The sequence below is a fragment of the Pseudomonas sp. GW101-3H06 genome (genome assembly GCF_059424605.1).
Map to the genome: position 1 here is coordinate 2,493,233 of NZ_JBWKZO010000001.1, position 18,108 is coordinate 2,511,340.

An 18,108-nucleotide genomic window follows, 5' to 3' on the forward strand; every position below is an offset into this window, starting at 1 on the left:
ACGACCTTCTTGTCATAGTGATAAATAACCGGCGTCAAAATAATGATTCGATACTTCAAAGAAATTCTGATTGCTGTCTATTTGCTCACCTATTACGACTATTACTTTGGTCGTATCAGCGCAATCGGATTAAGTTTCCCGCTCGTATTGTTTGTCGGCGTGTTCGTCGTGTTGACAGTTGCCTTATTCATGACAGCTTATATTCGCCAGACGCTGATTCGTCATCTGTTCGCTTTGGCGATGTTTGGCTCGGCGGTGCTCTTTGATGTTTATTCGCGGGTCACCGCCGATTACCTGACTTACAGCAGTTTTGTCTCGCTGGTGTATTCCGGTGGCTTCATCGAAGAGGCGCTGTACCAGTACCGTGGGGCGATCATCAGCGGCGTGCTCGGTGGTTTGCTGCTGTTATTCGGCATTGGCCTCAAGCCGCGCCGGCGGATGCCCGTGCCGGGGGCATTGTTGGTGGCGGCACCGCTGCTGGGTGTGCTGTTGCTCAGTGCCGTGTTGTTCCTGCGCGCCGGGGAGGGCGCGCGGGGCCTGCCCGTGATGTACACGCCACTGGCCTACCTTAACCTGTTCGCCTATGAATCCCTGAATAACACCGTCGGCCCGCGCGAACCGGTGAGTCTGGCGCGCGTCGATCAACCGGTGGGTCACGATATTGTGCTGGTCATCGACGAGAGCATTTCCGGCAACTACCTGGACATCAACGCGCCGTTCGGTGTGCACAGCAATCTCAAGGAGCCGCGTCCGGGCGTCGACATCTTCAACTATGGCTACGCCGCCTCGATCGCCAATTGCAGCGTCGACACCAACGTCACCCTGCGTTATGGGGGCACCCGCGTCGACTACGTGCGGATCAACAGCACACTGCCGTCGATCTGGCAGTACGCGAAAAAGGCCGGCCTGCGCACGGTCTACATCGATGCCCAGCGCACCGGCGGCCATTTGCAGAACCTGATGAGTGCGGCAGAGAGAAAGGACATTGATGAGTTCGTGCAGTTCGACCAGACCAGCGTACGTGACCGTGACATGGCGACGGCGGCGAAGTTGATTGAACTGCTCAATGACGACAAGTCTCAATTGGTACTGATCAACAAGGTCGGGGCGCATTTTCCGGTGCACGACAAGTACCCGGACGCGTTCATGGCTTATCGTCCGACATTGCCCCGGGGGCAGTTCGTCGAAGTGGCAGACACGGGCGAGCGCGACGGTTTCAATGGTCAGCCGGACGATTGGGTGCTGTACCGCAACGCCTACAAGAACACGCTGTTGTGGAACGTCGGGGAGTTTTTTTCACGGGTATTTGCCCAGGCGAATTTGAACAACGCCTTGCTGATCTACACCTCGGATCATGGACAGGATCTGCATGAACGGGGCAATCCCGGATTGAACACCCATTGCGGCGGCGACCCGGTGGAAGAGGAAGGGTTGGTGCCGCTGGTGGTGATTCAGGGCAGTGGATTGAAAACCCTCGATTGGCAGGCTGCACTTGCCGGCAACAAGGACCGCTCAAGTCACTACAACATCTTCCCGACCTTGCTGCAGGTGATGGGTTACGACCTGGCAGGGGTGGAGGCGGTGTACGGCAAACCGCTGAGCGTGCCGACGGCGGATGAGTTTACGTTCAACTATCGGTTCAATGCGCGGCTGGGGGCCAAGCCTGAATGGAAGTACATTGATTTGAAGAGCATTGTCACGCCGTCGCAGGCGCCGGCGAGTGTGGCGGTGGGACAGTGAGAACTTGATTGTCCGATCGGCCCTGGCGAGCCGGCTCGCTCCCACATTTGAAGTGCGAGTGAGCCGGCTCGCGAAGAACGATGACGCGGTGCTGCCGCCGTCCGCTATCCTAGGCTCACTGCTTTCAACGAGCCTCCCTCCATGCTTGAAGTCCGGGATGTCTTCAAAAGCTACGCAACGCCACAAGGTCCATTGCCGGTGCTGCAAGGCGTCGACCTGAGCCTCAAGCCCGGCAGCAGCCTGGCGCTGATGGGTGAGTCGGGCAGTGGCAAGAGTACCTTGCTGCACCTGATCGCCGGGCTGGACAAGGTCGATCGCGGCAGCATCCGCAGCGGTGAGCAGCGGTTGGAACGGATGAACGAAGGACAACTGGCGAACTGGCGACGCACGGAAATCGGCCTGGTGTTCCAGCAGTTCAACCTGATCGGCAGCTTGCGGGTGGAGGACAACCTGGCGTTTCAGGCGCGGCTTGCCGGGCGCCATGATCCGCGCTGGCAGGCGCATCTGGTGCAACGCCTGGGGTTGGGTGATCTGCTGCGGCGTTATCCCGAACAACTCTCCGGTGGTCAGCAGCAACGGGTAGCACTGGGCCGGGCGTTGGCCTCGCAACCGAAGCTGTTGCTGGCCGACGAGCCCACCGGCAGCCTGGATGAGGTCACCAGTGACGAGGTCTTGAAGCTGTTGCTGGAATTGCTTGATGACAGCCCCACGACCCTGTTGATGGTCACCCACAGCCCCAGCGTCGCGGCACGGCTGGCGGAAAAAGTGGTGCTGCACGGTGGTCGCCTGGCCGGTGTGGACGGGCGCTGAGGTGCGCATCTTTCGCGAAACCCTGCGCGCACTGCTCAGTCACTGGCGTCAGCATCCGGTGCAGTTTTTCAGCGTGTTGACCGGGCTGTGGCTGGCCACCAGCCTGTTGACCGGCGTGCAGGCGCTGAACAGCCAGGCGCGGGACAGCTATGCCCGGGCCAGTCAACTGATCGGTGGCGAACCCCAGGCCAGCCTCAGTTCCCCCACTTCCGCGACCTTCCCGCAGCAATGGTTTGTCGACCTGCGCCGTACCGGTTGGCCGGTGTCGCCGGTATTGCAGGGCCGGTTGACGCTCAAGGGCCATGAGGATCAGCGTCTGCAACTGATGGGCATCGAACCGGTGTCGCTGCCGGCCGGTGGCGTCGTGGCCGGGCAGGCGTTGGCCATCGAGCAGGTGGTCGAGTTTTTCACGCCCCCCGGCAGCACGTGGATTTCGCCGCAGACCCTGCAAGCGTTGGAACTGAAGGAGGGCGATCGTCCGTTGGCATTGAACGGCGAGTCTTTGCCGCCGTTGCACATTCAGACAGACATGGCGCCGGGGGTGTTGTTGGTGGACATCGGTTTTGCCCAACGAGTGCTCGGCTTGCCCGATCAGCTGTCGCGCCTGTTGTTGCCCAAGGATTTCAGCGCGGCCCTGCCCGAGGTGTTCAAGGGTCAACTGCAATTCAAGAGCAGTGGTGAAGAAAACAATCTGGTGCGCCTGACCGAAAGCTTTCATCTGAACCTCGATGCTCTGGGGTTTCTGTCCTTCGTGGTCGGCCTGTTCATTGTGCATGCCGCCATCGGGCTGGCGTTGGAACAGCGGCGCGGCTTGCTCAGAACGTTGCGCGCCTGTGGGGTCAGCGCGCGGATGTTGATTGCCTGCCTGGCGGTGGAACTGGGCGTGCTGGCCTTGCTCGGTGGCGCGGCCGGTGTGGTCAGTGGTTACCTGCTGGCCGGCGTGCTGCTGCCCGATGTCGCCGCCAGCCTGCGCGGCTTGTATGGCGCCGAAGTGGCGGGGCGCTTGAGCCTGAGCCCGTGGTGGTGGTTCAGCGGCATCGGCCTGAGCCTGCTTGGCGCATTGCTCGCCGGCGCCAACAGTCTATGGCGGGCAGCGCGTTTGCCGCTGCTGGCCCTGGCCGATCCGCAGGCCTGGCATCAGGCCCACGCGCGCTGGTTGCGCCGTCAGGGCTGGGTGGCGGCGCTGACCTTGGCGATCGCCTTGCTGGCGTTGCTGCGCGGTGACAGCCTGGCCAGCGGCTTCGTGCTGTTGGCCGCGCTGTTGCTGGGCAGCGCACTGGCATTGCCGGTGGTGCTCAATGCCGTTCTCAACGGGCTGCTCGGTCGCAGTCGGTCCGTGCTCGGTCAGTGGTTCGTCGCCGATTGCCGCCAGCAACTACCGGCCTTGAGCCTGGCGTTGATGGCGCTGTTGTTGGCACTGGCGGCCAACATCGGCGCTGGCAGCATGACCGCCGGTTTCCGCCAGACCTTCAGCAACTGGCTCGAACAACGGCTGACCGCCGAGCTTTACCTCAATCCGCAAAATCCGACCCAGGCCCGGGCGCTGCACACTTGGCTCAAGCAGCAGCCGCAACTGACGGCGGTGCTGCCCAACTGGCAGGTGTCGATCCAACTGCAAGGCTGGCCCACGGACGTCTTTGGCGTCATTGATCACCCAACCTATCGCCAGCACTGGCCGCTGCTCGAAGCACTGGGCGACACAGCCTGGGAGCGCCTGGCCACGGACGATGCAATGATGCTCAGCGAACAACTGGCCCGGCGCCTGAAGGTGCGGCTGGGCGATCACCTGACGATTGCCACGCCCAATGGCCCATGGTCGCCACGCATCGTCGGGATCTACGCCGACTATGGCAACCCGAAGGGTCATGTGCTGGTCAACGTCAATCACTTGCTGCGCGGCTGGCCGCAACTGACGCCCAATCGCTTCAACCTGCGCATCGAGCCAGCGTCGATTCCGGCGTTCGTGAAGGCTTTGCAAGATCGCTTCGCTCTGGAGGACAGCCGCATTGTCGATCAGGCCCGGCTCAAGGGCTGGTCGACGCAGGTATTCGAACGCACTTTCGCCGCCACCGCAGCGCTTAACAGCTTGACCCTCTGCGTGGCCGGCGTGGCGCTGTTTATCAGTCTGCTGACGCAAAGCCAGAGCCGCCTCGGTCAACTGGCGCCGTTGTGGGCGCTGGGTGTGACGCGCCGACAACTGATGTTGCTCAACCTCGGCCAAACCTGGTTGCTGGCCGTGTTGACGCTGGTGCTGGCGTTGCCGCTGGGCATCGCGTTGGCCTGGTGCCTGGACACGGTGATCAACGTCCAGGCCTTCGGCTGGCGCTTGCCGTTGCGGGTATTCCCGCTGCAATTGCTGCAGTTGATGGGGCTGGCGCTGCTGGCGACCTTGCTGGCTTCGGCGTGGCCGTTGTACGCCTTGTATCGCACCCGGCCGGCGGACCTGCTGAGGACGTTTGCCCATGAGGATTAATGCGCTCATGTTGTTGGCGCTGTTATTGGCGGGCTGCGATCAACCGGCGCCGGCGGAAAAAGGCTTTGCGGGGATGGGCAATCAAGCGGCGGCGTTTACGCCGGTAGTGCCCGGTCGAGTGTTCAGCTTCCCGGCAGATCACGGCCCCCACGATGGATTCCGCATCGAATGGTGGTACATCACCGCCAACCTGAAGGACGAGCAGGGCAACGAATTCGGCGCGCAATGGACGCTGTTTCGCAGCGCCTTGAAAGCCACACCCGAAGTGGCGGGCTGGGAAAACCAGACGATCTGGCTCGGTCACGCGGCCGTGACCTCGGCGGCGGTGCACCATGCTGCCGAACGCTATGCCCGCGGCGGCGTCGGCCAGGCCGGTGTCAGCCTGACTCCGTTCAATGCGTGGATCGACGATTGGCGTTTCAGCAGCCAATCGAGCGATGGAGACCCGTTGGCCGACCTGCAACTGACGGCCCGCGACAAGGCGTTCAGCTATCAACTGCGGCTGACATCGAGCCGGCCGCTGGTGTTGCAAGGGGACAAAGGCTTCAGCCAGAAATCCGAAGAAGGCCAGGCGTCGTATTACTACAGCCAGCCGTTTTTCCAGGCCAGCGGCACGCTGCAGATCGACGGCAAGGCGTATCAGGTCAGCGGTCCCGCCTGGCTCGACCGTGAATGGAGCAGTCAGCCTTTGACCGCTGACCAGACCGGTTGGGACTGGCTTTCCCTGCATCTGGACAGTGGCGAACAGGTGATGCTCTATCGCATGCGGCAAAAGGACGGTGAACCTTACCTCACCGGCACGTGGATCGATGCCCGGGGCCAGACGCAGTTGCTCCACGGCCCCGACATTCGCCTCACCCCTCTAGACACCGCCCGCGTGGCCGGGCGCCCGATGCCTGTACGCTGGTCGATCCAGATTCCCGACAAACACCTGGACATCGTCATCAGCGCCCTCAACCCCAATGCCTGGATGGATCTGCGCATTCCCTACTGGGAAGGCCCTGTGCGCTTGAGCGGCAGCCATGGCGGACAGGGGTATCTGGAAATGACTGGTTATTGATCGATCTGCGCCCGTGCCGCTCATCCTTCGCTCATGAAGATCTGCTTCGGCAGCTTGAAGTCCCTCAACTTGAGCAACGCCAACGGCCCCGCCCCCAGTTCGGTGCGCAGGTTCCAGGTCAGGTCGATGCCATCGGGCGCGCGCAGTTGCACGCGGTAGTGGCTGCCGCTGTCGGTCAGGGGCGTGACCCTGGCTTGTTCCAGCAGGCGGATCAGGCCCCAGGTGCCCTGGTAGTCGCCGAACAACCGTTCGTTGGCGCGCACGCTGGTCCAGGTCAGGCTGGTGCCCGGATGGCTGGTAAAGCCCGGCCAGCTGAAGCGCTGCCAGCGCTCTTTCTGGTTGAAGTAGTGATGTTTGTCGCCGTTGAGGATGAAGGTGGTCTGCACCACGTCGCGCACCGGTTTGCCCTGCAACTCGAAGCTCATGCCCAGGCCGCCGTCGGTGTAGAGCACGTCGGCCAGGTGACTGAGCTGGTTGATCGCGGCGAGGAACTGCGGGTTGAAGCGCAGCCCTTGGCTGTGCCGGGCATCGGCCACCCAGCGGCTGCCTTCCTTGCGCAGCACGCCGCCCAGTTGCTGTTGCAAAAACTGTTCGATGCGCCCGGCGTCGGCGCGGATCATCTGCCCGAGCATCGGCAAGGAGGCGTCGCCGGCGGTGGCCGCGAACGGGTAGCGACCGGCGAAAGCGCTGTGCCAGTCGTTGACGATCGCCCGTTGCCACTGGCTGTTGAGCGCCGCGGTCGAGGGTTGCAGGACCCGTTGCCAGGCCTGTTCCAGCGGCTGTACGAACAGGGTCTGGCCGACGCCGTCCCACTCGGCGCCCAGGCTGGCGGCGAGCAGGCTGGCGTAGGCCTGGGTGTCGGTGAGGTCGATGTTCTGGCCCTGGAACACGCTTTGCGCCAGGGCCTGGGTCATCGCCTGCGGGTTGGGCGCGTTGCTCACCTGCTGCAACTTCAGGCGCACCCGGGTGACGCGGTTGAGGAAGGCGTGCAGGCTCAGGCGGTCGGTATTGTTTTCGGCCTCTTTGCTCAGCAGCGCCAGCAACGGCCCGAAGGCGGTGTCCAGCGGGCCGCCGATGCCTTGCGCCTGCTGCTCGATCAGCGGTACCGCGTCCTGGCCGATCAACTTCTGCGCCGACTTCACCAGCGAGTCGGCCAGGGCCTGCCCGCGCGCGCCGGCCTGTGCCTGATACGCCAGGGTGTTCATCAGCGCGATCAACGGCGACTGGCGCACGTCGCTCATCAGCGCCAGTTGATCGATCACCTCGCCCAGGTTGTCGACCGGCTGCCAGCGCAGGCTGTTGAGGAAGTCCAGCCAGGCGTTGGCGTAGTCCCGGAAGTAGCGCTCGGTCAGCTGTTGGCGCAACTGGTCGGGGGTCAGTTCGGCGGCGATTTGGGTTGGGTTGTCGCTGAGCACCCAGTCGATTTCTTCGCGCCGGGCCTCGGCGATGGCGTCGATGGCGCCACGCACCTGGCCTTCCCAGGCCTGGCGGGTGAACACGCCGGCAACGGTTTTTTTGCTGGAAAACAGCGCCCGGGCATCGGTGTCGCCGACCAGCTGTTGCAGGCCCAGCGCCGGGTAATGAGGGCCGGTGTCGTCGAGGACTTTTTGATAGAGGCTGGCCTGGGCGTTGCGTTGGCCCAACTGGCCGAGCAGCACTTGGCGGACTTGCGCCACCAATCTCTTGTCGGATTCGATGCGCCACTCGGGATGCGCGACCAACTGCTCGGCGTAGAACCGCCAGAGGCTCGGCGACAGGTGTTGCCAGAGCCCGGGCGACAGGTCGGCACGCAGCGGTTGCACCTCGCTCAGGGCCTGGCTCAGGAAGGTGGGGTCGGCCTTTTCCGGTCGCGCCAGCATCAGGTAGGCCTTGAGCTGCGTGTAGGCCGCCTGGGCCCGGCGGGCGCGTTCGGGGCTGGCGGGCGGCAGCTTGATCAGGGCGTCGAGTTGCTGTTGCAGATGGGCCGCCACCGGGTCGCGCAGCAGGCGCTGGTTGGCCTCGACGTAACGCGGCCACAGCACCTCGAACAGTTTATCGTTTTGGTTCAGGCCAAACCGCTGGTACCAGGGCGCGCCGTGTTCGGCGCGATCATTCAGGCGCCCCAGTTCAAGCACCACCTGGTGCAGGGCCCGCAGTTGCTGGTCGGCGCTTTGCGCCTGTTGCAGCGAGCCGATGGCGGTCTGCACCTGGGTGATGTGCACGCGCTGGGTGGCGAACGACAGCACCATGCCGGCGCCCCACAGCGCCGCGACACTCAGCGCCACGGCGTAACCGATGCGCACGGTGCCCCAGCCCAGGCGCTGACGCTCAACGGCCTTGTCACCGAGTACCCCGTCCCACGGCGGGGTGACATGCCACAAACGCCCGGCATCTGGCGCCCCGCCCGGCAACGGCAGGCTGAACCACAGCCCGCGCAACGGCACGCCCCGGGCAAACACCCGCCACAACGGCGCCAGCGCCTGACGCCAACGGGCGATGCCCTCGACCTGCAGATCGCGGGCCAGGCGTACCAGGAAATCATGGCTCACGTCGTCGCGCATCTGAGTCCAGCCTGCCTGACGCAGGGGATCGAGCAGGCTGTCCAGCGCGGTTTCCAAAACCTGCGGCGTGGCCGGTGACGGCAGCCGGCAACCGACCGGCTGGGTCGGGCGCTGGTCTTGCTTCCATTGACTGTCGCAGACCTGCCACAGGTGCAGCGGCAACTGCCAGCGCAGCTTGAGCGCCAGGGCTTGCAGGTGGCGGATGCCATGGTCCATGGCACGGGTGTCGGTGGTTTGCGGTGGGCTCAGGGCCCAGATCACGCCGTCGAGGGGGCGCCAGCGGGTCAGGCCGTGCCAGTGCGCATGCCAGGTTTCATCCAGCGGCTTCTGCACGCTACCGCCCCAGAGCAGGAGGGTGTCGTGGCCGGCGAGCCACTTTTTTGTGGCCAGGCCAGGTGCGACGGCTTCAATTTGGTCGGGTTCGCCGACAACCAACAGCAGCCGGATTTTGTGACGCCAGAAGAAGCTGTGGTTTTCACGCAGGTACTCCAACATGTTGGGGAGCGAAAAACTCGATTCTTTGGGCAGTACTGGATTCGCATCCGCATGCGGATAAACCTTATTTGCCAGCCCCTGCTCACGGTGATGTTGACGCTTGAGATACATCAACAGACTCGGGTTCAGGTAACCCAACATGACAATGACAACGATCAGTAAAAAAGCCAGTAGCTTGTGGTGGCTCTCCACCAGACCTAACCGGCCGCCATACGCCCAAACCGCCCATCCCAATGCCGCCCAAAACGCAAAAATCCAAGCCGTCGCACCAGCGCGTCGCCACCTGTTACTCCAATTTTTCATAACATCTCCCTTTTGGTCATGGTGCTGATCCAGTGCTGTGATTTCTCTTTGGTCAGCAGCAAAAGAGGCTGATGCCGATGCCGAACCATCTCAGTACCCAGTGCCATCGTCAGCCAATGGTTCAATGGTCCGGCGACCCCGCACAGGGCTTCCTGCACCCACTGTTGATCCACCTTCAACGAAGAGTCTTGGGCGTTGCCGTTAGCGAAAATCTCGCCGATCACCGGTTGCCAGTCGTCGCTATCAGCCAACAAGCCTGACGCAAGACGGGCATTTGTCTGGGTTTGGAAAAACTGCGGTAGCTCGTTATGCAAGTCGGTGATGTCCAACGGCATTGGGCGTAACAACGCTCCCAGCACCGGTAGACCGCAGGTGCTGGAAACATTGTCCGGACACAACAGCAACGCCGCCAACCCATCGGAATAAGAGGCCTTGGCGTTGACTTGCAATACCAGAAGCACCTCAAAAGCCGCACTCCCAGCCTTCAGCACTTCGTCGACCCACTGGAAGGACAATTCATGCGAAAGTGTCACCGCGGTCAGTTGCGGGCAGTTTTCGCTGGCCCATATCTGCTTCAAGGTGTCACGCAATGCGTCGTATTCGGCGGGCATGGCATCACTCAACAGCGTGACCCGCAATTCCTGTTTTACCGGCAATGCCTGAAGGGTTGTCGCCAATGCCGTGACCAACAATCGCAATCCTGCCGCTGCACGATCCTTGCCCGACGGCAAAGCCACAATACGTCGAGCCTGTCCTGTACGAAGTGGCAGGTTGGCAGCCCCCTGCATGAGTGCGCTGGTGGACACTTGCTCTGGCAGCAACACACAACTGGCATGTACCGCGAGATAACGCTGCGCCCATTCTTGCCAAGCCCCCTGCGCATACTGAGCCTCATCCTCGAGGAACTGGTGATGATCCAGTGCCGAACCGTAGCCATAGGCACGGGCACTGAACGTCAATAGCCAAACAAGCAGCGGCGCGCCGGCCAACACCCAGATGTTCAGTGCCTGCAACGGGGGCACACGCTCGGCGGCATGCAACAGGAACAACAGCACACTGACCAGTAACGCAATCACAGCGGCCAGTACCCATCGGCCCAGGACAATGGGCGCCGGTGCGTTCATCACTGGGGCTGCCTGACGATCCCAGCCCATGGCTCAACCCACCACGCAATCGAGAGCGCTGGAGATCATTTGGCAACCGCATTGACTGCGACAGCCATTGACCACCATCGCACGTCCGTTCTCGGACCAGTCTTGGCAGCCTTCCGTAATGGCATTGATCCCATGCCCCGGTATCGGACACCGGACTTTATCGCCTACCAGGGCAACGGGTTTGCCGCGCACGAAAGTCGTCGATGAGGCTGAAATGACTTTTCCTCCGCGGGTCATGCTGTCGCCCAGCAATACAAATCCTTGGGACATCTGATCGAACTCCTTGTGTCATGCACTCGAACGCGTAATGCACTCAAATTGTTATTGGAAAGTTGAACCGGAAAAGGTCTTCATCATCGGGCTCCCGGGTGCCGAATTTGCATGCAGGACATCACGATGGCCTCTTGGGAAATTCAGCTTTGCGCACTGGGTGCACACTCTCTGGCAAGGGCTTCGTGCGCCCATTGCGCTCACTCAAGTCCTGATATACCTGGCCGTCTTTGCCGACCAGTCGATAGAAGTACGACGGCAATGTATTGCCCCATTCGTCCGCAACAATGTAGCGCCCGTATCCAGGTTTGCCGGGTTCGGGCAACCAATCGGGTAATAGTTGTGGCCGGCGATCGGGGCAGGTGGCGTAGCGCCAAACGGTGAAGCAATCGGCGGGGCGTCCGGTGCGGATGGTTTGTAGTCTCAGGAAGTCAGGATGCCATTTACCATCTGCAACGGTGGTGCCGTCGGGATAGGTGAATGAGGTGTAGTTGCCCTTTTTCTTTACTTTCGGGCCGGATGAATAAAGAACGAAGTCTGAATGTAAAACAGGCTCGAAATAAACTTTGCGCGCCGTTAAGGCTTGATAGCTGAGATAGATACCGCCTTCGCCAGCCAGGCTGATCCGTTTACGGTAGCCCCCTATAAAGTTCTCTTTGACCCAAGGGTAGTATTCTTTTTTGAGTATCAAGTCCCCATCAACCTCTCTACCCGCCCCCCCTCTTGACGAATTGTTGTGATCGAATATCACTACAACACCCCCGCCCCCTGCAAAAGTCACGTTCTCGCCAAAATGCGCGGGATTTGCATAAGCAACTCCAAATGTCACATTGCTCAAACGCCAATGACAGTCTCCACCTCCATCCACCGCGAGCTTGGCTTCGAAAAGATCGCTTTGACCCTGGCGCAGTGGTTGTATGTCGAGACTCTGATAGCCATCACGCTGGTACGGTCGACCTCCGGCGGTATGATCAGTGAACGTGCACTGGGTCGAGCGATACTTCACCTGCATGGTTTCCGCTACAAGTTCTTTCGGCACTTTCACCGTTACGGTGATCTGCTCGCTGTCCCCAGGCGGCGCCAGGCCGTAATCCTTGGCGCAACCGCTCAGGCTGAAAAGCAGGGTGAGTAACGCGATGGGCATCTTTGCGATCATGGTCTCGTCCTTGGTTGTGATGCCGAGTTCATTCGTAGGTTTTCGGGTAATAGGTGTCGGGATCGGCCACGGCGTCGAAGCGCCGTAGTGACTCGACGCCACCCTCAATCTGCTGTGTAACGCGCAGGGCGGTGCCCACCTGGCCATGCAACTCAAGGAAGAGTCGGTTACGGAATAACTCGTCCTCTGGAATCCTCCCGTAATGGGTTTTCATCTGCTCTTCGAATTTGTATCTTTCCCTTTGCAACTTCAGCAGGGGTTCACGCTCGGAAGTGATCGACTCCAGCAACTGGCTGTACATGAACGGTTGGTATTTCGACATGAAGTGATGACCAAGGCCGACTACGCGCCCCTCCTTCGGATTGCCGTGGGGCGGGAAGAATCTGGCCCGACTCTCGGCATTTAACGATTTGAACAGACGTTCATGCGCCTGCTCAGCTTGCTGGTCGTGCTCCGGATCCAGATGGGGCACCAGGTACAACTTGGCCTTTTCCTGCAGTCGGTAGGCGATGGTGCTGTGATAGGGCGCGCCTAGCCCCTCTTTGTTGCGATAGGCGGGGTAGTCAGAGCCGCGTTCATTCACGTGCTGCTCAGCCTTAAAGAACATGGCGATTTCGCCGTGATGGCAGAAGGGATCGCCGTGTTTGAATAGAGAGCTGGCCGTCAACTGAACGAGCGACCAAGTAAATCCCAGGGTAGTGCCTAACGGGCCATACAAGTCGTACAGATAGTTGTCCAGTGCCGCTTCGGGCGGAACGCTGGGGATGAGATCCGTATCGTTGACATGTCGGAAATGCTGGAACCCACTCAAGGACTTCACGGCCTTGAGAGTAAAGGTGCGTGGCATGCCGTAGGTGTAGAGCAGTGGATTAAGTTCTTTCAGTGAAGCCGCATGAACGAGACTGAGGGCGCCACCGAGGCTGTGACCGCAAATGTATAGGTCTCTGTCGATAGCCCCCTCGGGAATCGTCTCGCCTAAATCTATCGCATATATTCTCCTGGCCACTTCGAACGCATCGCGAAACCCCAGATGCACACTGCCCTCCGGAACCAGATCATCACAGAGCACTTTGGCTTCACAAACCGCCGCCACCTCGGGTTTCACCGGGCGAAAGGTCGCATCGGTACTCAGGTCGGCCAGACCGTCCATTTCGGTACCACGCCACGCCACCAGCACTTGGGATGCGCTGATGGTGTAGAACAATTGGGTATGTCCTTCCGGCGGCTTGGCCTTGGCGGTGTCCAAGGGTTTGGCCGTCACATAACGATCGTTGAAGGGCACATCGATGACCAGGCAGGGCCAATTTTGGCCGTCGTCCCACACCCTTGGCGTGCGTGACAAATCGAGACATTGCTGTTCAAAAAACTCCTCGGCGGATCCAAGTTCCTTCCTGTCCTGAGCGCTGTAGGCCAAAATACTCATCAACCCCAAGTTGTAAGCATTGGCCAGGCTGTACTCCGCCTGATGATGCAAGACCAACGACCAGGCGCGGAACGGGCAAACCTCGAGCACGTGACGTCGGTTCAACTGCTCATCGCTAACGGTGAAACCACCGAAATCCGGATCCGGAAAATGAAAAGCCGGGAGCTGATCCGGATTCTCCCAAGCAGGCGTGAATGTTGGTCGTCTATCGCACAACTGACCGATGCGCAGGTAGTGGTAGCCATGACCGGCCACAAGCGCCTGTTTTTCAATCGGCGAAAACCCCGAACGTTGCGGCCCATGCAGTGGTGTGCGGTCACCAATAACCGGGCGGCGCGGTTCGGCTCGTTCGGCACGCAGACGGCGCGTCTGCAGTTGCTCGGCCAGCGGGTCAGCTTCAATTTTCAGGGTCACAGGTATCGGATAAAGGCCATCAAGGCGGATCACCCCTTGGGCATCACTCACACCCACGTATTCGTCGGAGAGGCCCTCGCGAGTGGCCTCATTTGTTGCGCGATAAGGCAAATTCGCCAGGGGTTCGCCTTGTTCATCGAACAACTGAAATTCGACCCAGTGCCGTGTCTGTTTATCCCCGATGACAATCTTGAATGGGTTGAGTGTATCCGTGCGGTGAGAAGTGTTGTTCATTTCGATCCTTGAACTTTCGTATGCTTTTAGTGATCAAGTAATAATACGACTGACAACTTTCTACTTGCCTGTTTCAGCAGGGGTCTCTATGGCTTCACTGCTTGGAGAGCCACACACAGGTATTACTTGAACTTCATCAATCACACGAGCATATTGGTGATGCTCAACCCCTTCCTTCACATAACTGCTGGTGCAAAATACGGCCGTATAAGTATCTCGTTTTTCGTATGCTCCATTCAGCCGAAAAACATAGGCTTTATTGTTTTCAAGCTTCAAAGGCTTGGTTTTGATTTGGTAATTATCCAACTCATATCCGTTTGGAATTTCGCCAAAAACGATGCACTCTCCCGGCTTCAGCATTAATGGGCTCTGACCGTCCTTGAGTGAAAGTCCCCAGGAGCCTGGGTCTCGCACATAGCTTTCCGTTAACGATATCCAGCCGACGGGAAATTTTTCTTTTGCATTAACCGGCAAGCAAATCGCCGGCTTATTATCAACGTTTTCAATGTCGGCGTCCGCCATAAGACCAAATGATGTCGCGTGGACAACCCTCTCGAAGGATCCAAAAACAAAAAAAATTACCAGAACTAAATATGCCATGTTTTTCTCGCTCAAAATGGTAAATTATGCTGGCTGCCAGGGTTGCTCAAAAAACTTTCAAGTGTTGATGCAAGCAACTTCGGGCTTTTGCGATAATTATTTATATTCCAGACGGCGCGAGCATCCCCCACAATACAGATGATGTAGTAATCAGATATTATCTCACCTTGCTGCTCCATGTTATAACTGGAAAGTTTGCTGTGTTCACTCAATGTATATTCATATGCCGCAGCGCCGCGACGGGATACTGTTAGACCAGACTTCTTGACCGGATAGCCAAGTTGATATTGCCATACATGCGTCATCTCATGCATGAACAAAGCTTTATGCCTATTATCTCCAGTATTGGAAAAGTCATCTTTGTAGTAATTGGTGCTTTCCGGAAAGTACATCTCCCCATTAGGCGTAACAGCCGTGTTCTGAAAGCCAAAAAACAACCACCATCCGCCGTGATGTATTTTGACCTTGCTGTAATCCACGGAATTTTTGAACACGGTTTTGGCCATGGCTATTTCGCCATATGTCAGCCTGCGTTTTTTCCCTTCAGGTAGAGGGACGTTTTGGGTTGAACTGCCCAAATCCGTATCAGAGGTGGTGACGTTTTCCGATGTCAGATCAATCACCAGCGGCGCCGAAGTGTTCTGTGCCGCGCAGCAAACCGGCTTCATGTCTCCCGGCGGGAATAGTGTCAGTTGGGTGATCCGTGTCGGCTTTTGCGTTACGAAGCGCTGCGTATATCCCTGCGCATCCGTCTCCCCTTCAAATTTGCTGCCATCTGCCAGCGTGGCTGAGTACCGACAGTTACTTGCCAGCTCACCGTTTGGACCGACCATGCGAAGTTGTTCGTCATAGAGCGTCGTATCTAGAAGCTCGATCTTCAGTTCACCGGGCAACAAGGTATGCACACTCATCGTCTTCCCATCCTTATCGGTCACTCCGTCAAACACGTCCCCTTGTTGAGTGGTGATCCGGTAGCGGGTGAACGGCATCGCCGCCTGTGCTTCATCGTGCAGGATATAGCCAGCGGAATAACCCGAAGGGAGCGCTGTGGCCGGATTGTCTACGCTGGACCCGCCCAGCTTTTGTACATGGATGGCCCTGAGGAAAATGCTGTCGACAGGAGCGGCCAGTTCAGCCCTGGTGTCCTTGAGGGACAGATACGTAGAGCCACATCTGAGCAGCACCTCGTCCCGGGCAGTGATTTCCACGCGACCATCGACACTTTCGATCTTGACATCGGCCTTGGCCAAGGCATGCAAAAGACCTTTCAACGCGTGCAGTTCGACCTTGCCGTAAGCCGACTTGAGCTGCAGGTCCTTCTGTTGCGCAAACAGGCTGACGCCGCCCTCGGCGGTGCCGGTGATGTCGTGCCCCGCGCTGAGGTCTACGTTGTGTGCTGCCATGACACCTACGCTCTCAGTGCCTGAAGCAACGCAGACCGTTTTCGGACTGAGCACGCCGACACCCGCCGGGGCATGCAGCAGCACGCCGGGTTCTGCCAACCCCTTGAGCGCCTCATTCAGACGCTTCTGACTCTCGGTGTCACCTGGCGTCACTTCGCTGTTACGGGCGGCCTGCGCCAAGGAGCGAGCCAACGACAGTGCGGCCTCCAGCTGAACGATGGCAGCGCTCATATCGAGTTGTCCAGCCTGCGCCTTGATCTGTTCATCCGCACTGATAAACAGACCCTTACCCCCGCGAATGCTCCCCCAAGCATCCGTCCTCAGCTCAAAGCCTTCCCCGCGTTTCTGCTTTTCGGCATCCACCAGATGCCCCAGATTCAGCTGACTCTTGCCGCCGTACTCGGTACTGAGCTTGACGTGCTCCTGCCCGCGCCGGTCTTCCATGCGCAACTTGTTGTTGGCCGGGGTGCGCAGCACGTTGCGGGTGTAGTCGCGTTTGGCCAGGGTCACGTGGTCCGGGTGTTCGCTGTCGTGCAGGGCGTGGGCGATGTAGGGGCGGTCGGGGTCGCCCTGTTCGAAGGCGATGGCCACTTCGGTGCCGGCGATCAGCGGCAGGTGCAGGCCATGGGTGTCGCCGGCGTAAGGGCGCGCGAGGCGCAGCCACAGGCTTTCGCGGCCCAGCGGCCAGGTATCGCGGTCGAACAGGAAGTTGACCCGGTAGCGACCTTCCTTGTTGATGTCGGCGTAGAGGTCGTGGGCCTGTGAGCTGCTGACCCGGGCCGGGATGGTGCCAGCCATGTGGGGCTTGGGCAGCAATGGCGGGCGAAAGCAGATGGTCTCGGCGTAGGGGATGGCTTCAAAGCGGCATTCGAAGCTGGCATCGCGGGCGGCGCGGGTGGTGAGGTGGGTGATCACCGCGCGGGGGGCGAAGGCCTGGGGTGCGCCACCGCTGATGCGCAGGACCTGACCCGGCGCCAGGGTGGCGCTGCTGCTGGTGCCGCTCAGCAGGGTCTGGTGGTTGAGGTAACGCTCGTGGCGCAGGCGGGCGTAGAAGTAGCCGCTTTCGCTTTGCAGGTCCTCGTCCTGCAGATAGCGATCGCCGAGCTCGGTGTAGGGTTCGGCGTAGTGGTAGGCCTCGCCGTAGGTGGTTTTCGCGCCCCGGGTCTGGTCGACGTCGCTCTGCAGCCAGGCCTTGGCGTGACGCGGGTCGTAGGCGCGCAGGTGGAGGTTTTTTTCCACGACCCGATGGCTCGATTGCAGCTGCCAGACGCCGTCTTCATCGCTGCTGAGCCCGGCGGGCGGGCGCAACGGCAGTTCGACGTCGAACTGGTAACCGCGCTGGTCATCGCAGAATTCCACGACGTCGATATTCAGGCGCTGGTCGCTGGTGAACCGATACCAGATGCCCACTTCGGCCAACAATCGGGCGATGAAGGCCAGGTCGCTTTCGCCGAACTGCATCACCTGTTCGCGCTTGGGGTAGTCGCGCACCAGCCGGAACAGAAAGTCGTGGCCCTCGAATTCGTGGCGGCTGCGCAGGACGTGTTCGACGATCTGCGGCACCGACTGATGCTGGTAGAGGCGGTATTGCCGACCGCGCTCGAGCAGGGCCAGGCGCGGTTGCAGGGTCAGTTCGTAGCGCGCTTCGTCGACGGAGGCGGACAGCCGTTTGAAAGCGGTGATCACGCCGTTCAGGGTGCGTAGCGGTTTGATTTCAGGGAGGGGCAGGCCTTTGATGACCGGGGGCTGTCTGGCGGCGTACAGGCTGAAACGGGCGGCCTGGCCGAGCAGGTGTGCGGCGGCGATGTCCTGTTCGGGGCTGGTGAATTCCACCGTGTAGGTGAAGGGTTGGCTGAGGCGTTCCTGGCCGTGGAAGGCGAGGACGTCGAGGGGCGCCTCGAGGTTGCGGACCCAGAGTTTGTGGCGGCTGTGGTCGAAGAAGACGGGCAGAATAGTGTTCAAGCAAGGACCTCCCTGGGGCATTCGAGGAGGCGTCTTTTCCATCCCCGATCAAACGCGTGTCAGCTTCCAGA

Annotated in this window: 10 protein-coding genes and 1 pseudogene; 4 read left to right on the forward strand and 7 right to left on the reverse strand. The window is 60.0% G+C overall.

Annotated features, from left to right (window positions below; all coding sequences use genetic code 11):
- The first annotated feature begins 42 nt into the window (after positions 1-42).
- From AC07ZE_RS11405 to AC07ZE_RS11420, 4 genes are all read left to right on the forward strand, one after another.
- Entirely contained in the window at positions 43-1,740 is a 1,698-nt protein-coding gene (locus tag AC07ZE_RS11405) for a sulfatase-like hydrolase/transferase (RefSeq protein WP_207264469.1), read from the forward strand.
- A 141-nt stretch (positions 1,741-1,881) separates the two neighbouring features.
- The gene (locus AC07ZE_RS11410) at positions 1,882-2,550 is read left to right on the forward strand and encodes an ABC transporter ATP-binding protein (protein WP_207264472.1); all 669 of its coding nucleotides are present in this window, start codon (positions 1,882-1,884) and stop codon (positions 2,548-2,550) included.
- Position 2,551: 1 nt separating this feature from the next.
- Positions 2,552-5,023, forward strand: coding sequence for an FtsX-like permease family protein (locus tag AC07ZE_RS11415; RefSeq protein WP_207264475.1), 2,472 nt, complete (start codon positions 2,552-2,554; stop codon positions 5,021-5,023).
- Entirely contained in the window at positions 5,013-6,083 is a 1,071-nt protein-coding gene (locus AC07ZE_RS11420; protein ID WP_207264478.1) for a lipocalin-like domain-containing protein, read from the forward strand. The genes AC07ZE_RS11415 and AC07ZE_RS11420 overlap by 11 nt, the downstream gene beginning before the upstream one ends.
- A 20-nt stretch (positions 6,084-6,103) precedes the next feature.
- On the opposite strand, the gene AC07ZE_RS11425 is transcribed toward AC07ZE_RS11420, so the two are convergent.
- From AC07ZE_RS11425 to AC07ZE_RS11455, 7 genes and pseudogenes are all read right to left on the reverse strand, one after another.
- A complete protein-coding gene (locus AC07ZE_RS11425) occupies positions 6,104-9,118 on the reverse strand; it encodes an ImcF-related family protein (protein WP_259332019.1) in 3,015 nt (1,004 codons plus the stop codon).
- Between the two features lie 299 nt (positions 9,119-9,417).
- Entirely contained in the window at positions 9,418-10,575 is a 1,158-nt protein-coding gene (locus AC07ZE_RS11430) for a KPHS_23130 family T6SS system protein (protein ID WP_259331947.1), read from the reverse strand.
- Between the two features lie 3 nt (positions 10,576-10,578).
- Complete coding sequence (locus tag AC07ZE_RS11435; RefSeq protein ID WP_207264482.1) at positions 10,579-10,845, reverse strand: PAAR domain-containing protein; 267 nt, start codon at positions 10,843-10,845, stop codon at positions 10,579-10,581.
- A 121-nt stretch (positions 10,846-10,966) separates the two neighbouring features.
- Positions 10,967-12,001 (reverse strand): hypothetical protein, encoded by a 1,035-nt coding sequence (locus AC07ZE_RS11440; protein WP_259331948.1) that lies wholly within the window; start codon positions 11,999-12,001, stop codon positions 10,967-10,969.
- Between the two features lie 28 nt (positions 12,002-12,029).
- Positions 12,030-14,072: a lipase family protein gene (locus AC07ZE_RS11445; RefSeq protein ID WP_207264484.1), complete on the reverse strand. Its 2,043-nt coding sequence runs from the start codon at positions 14,070-14,072 to the stop codon at positions 12,030-12,032.
- 60 nt (positions 14,073-14,132) lie between these two features.
- Entirely contained in the window at positions 14,133-14,672 is a 540-nt protein-coding gene (locus AC07ZE_RS11450; RefSeq protein WP_207264486.1) for a hypothetical protein, read from the reverse strand.
- Between the two features lie 1,061 nt (positions 14,673-15,733).
- A pseudogene (locus AC07ZE_RS11455) lies at positions 15,734-18,058 on the reverse strand (type VI secretion system Vgr family protein); the annotation flags it as partial.
- Between the last annotated feature and the right edge of the window lie 50 nt (positions 18,059-18,108).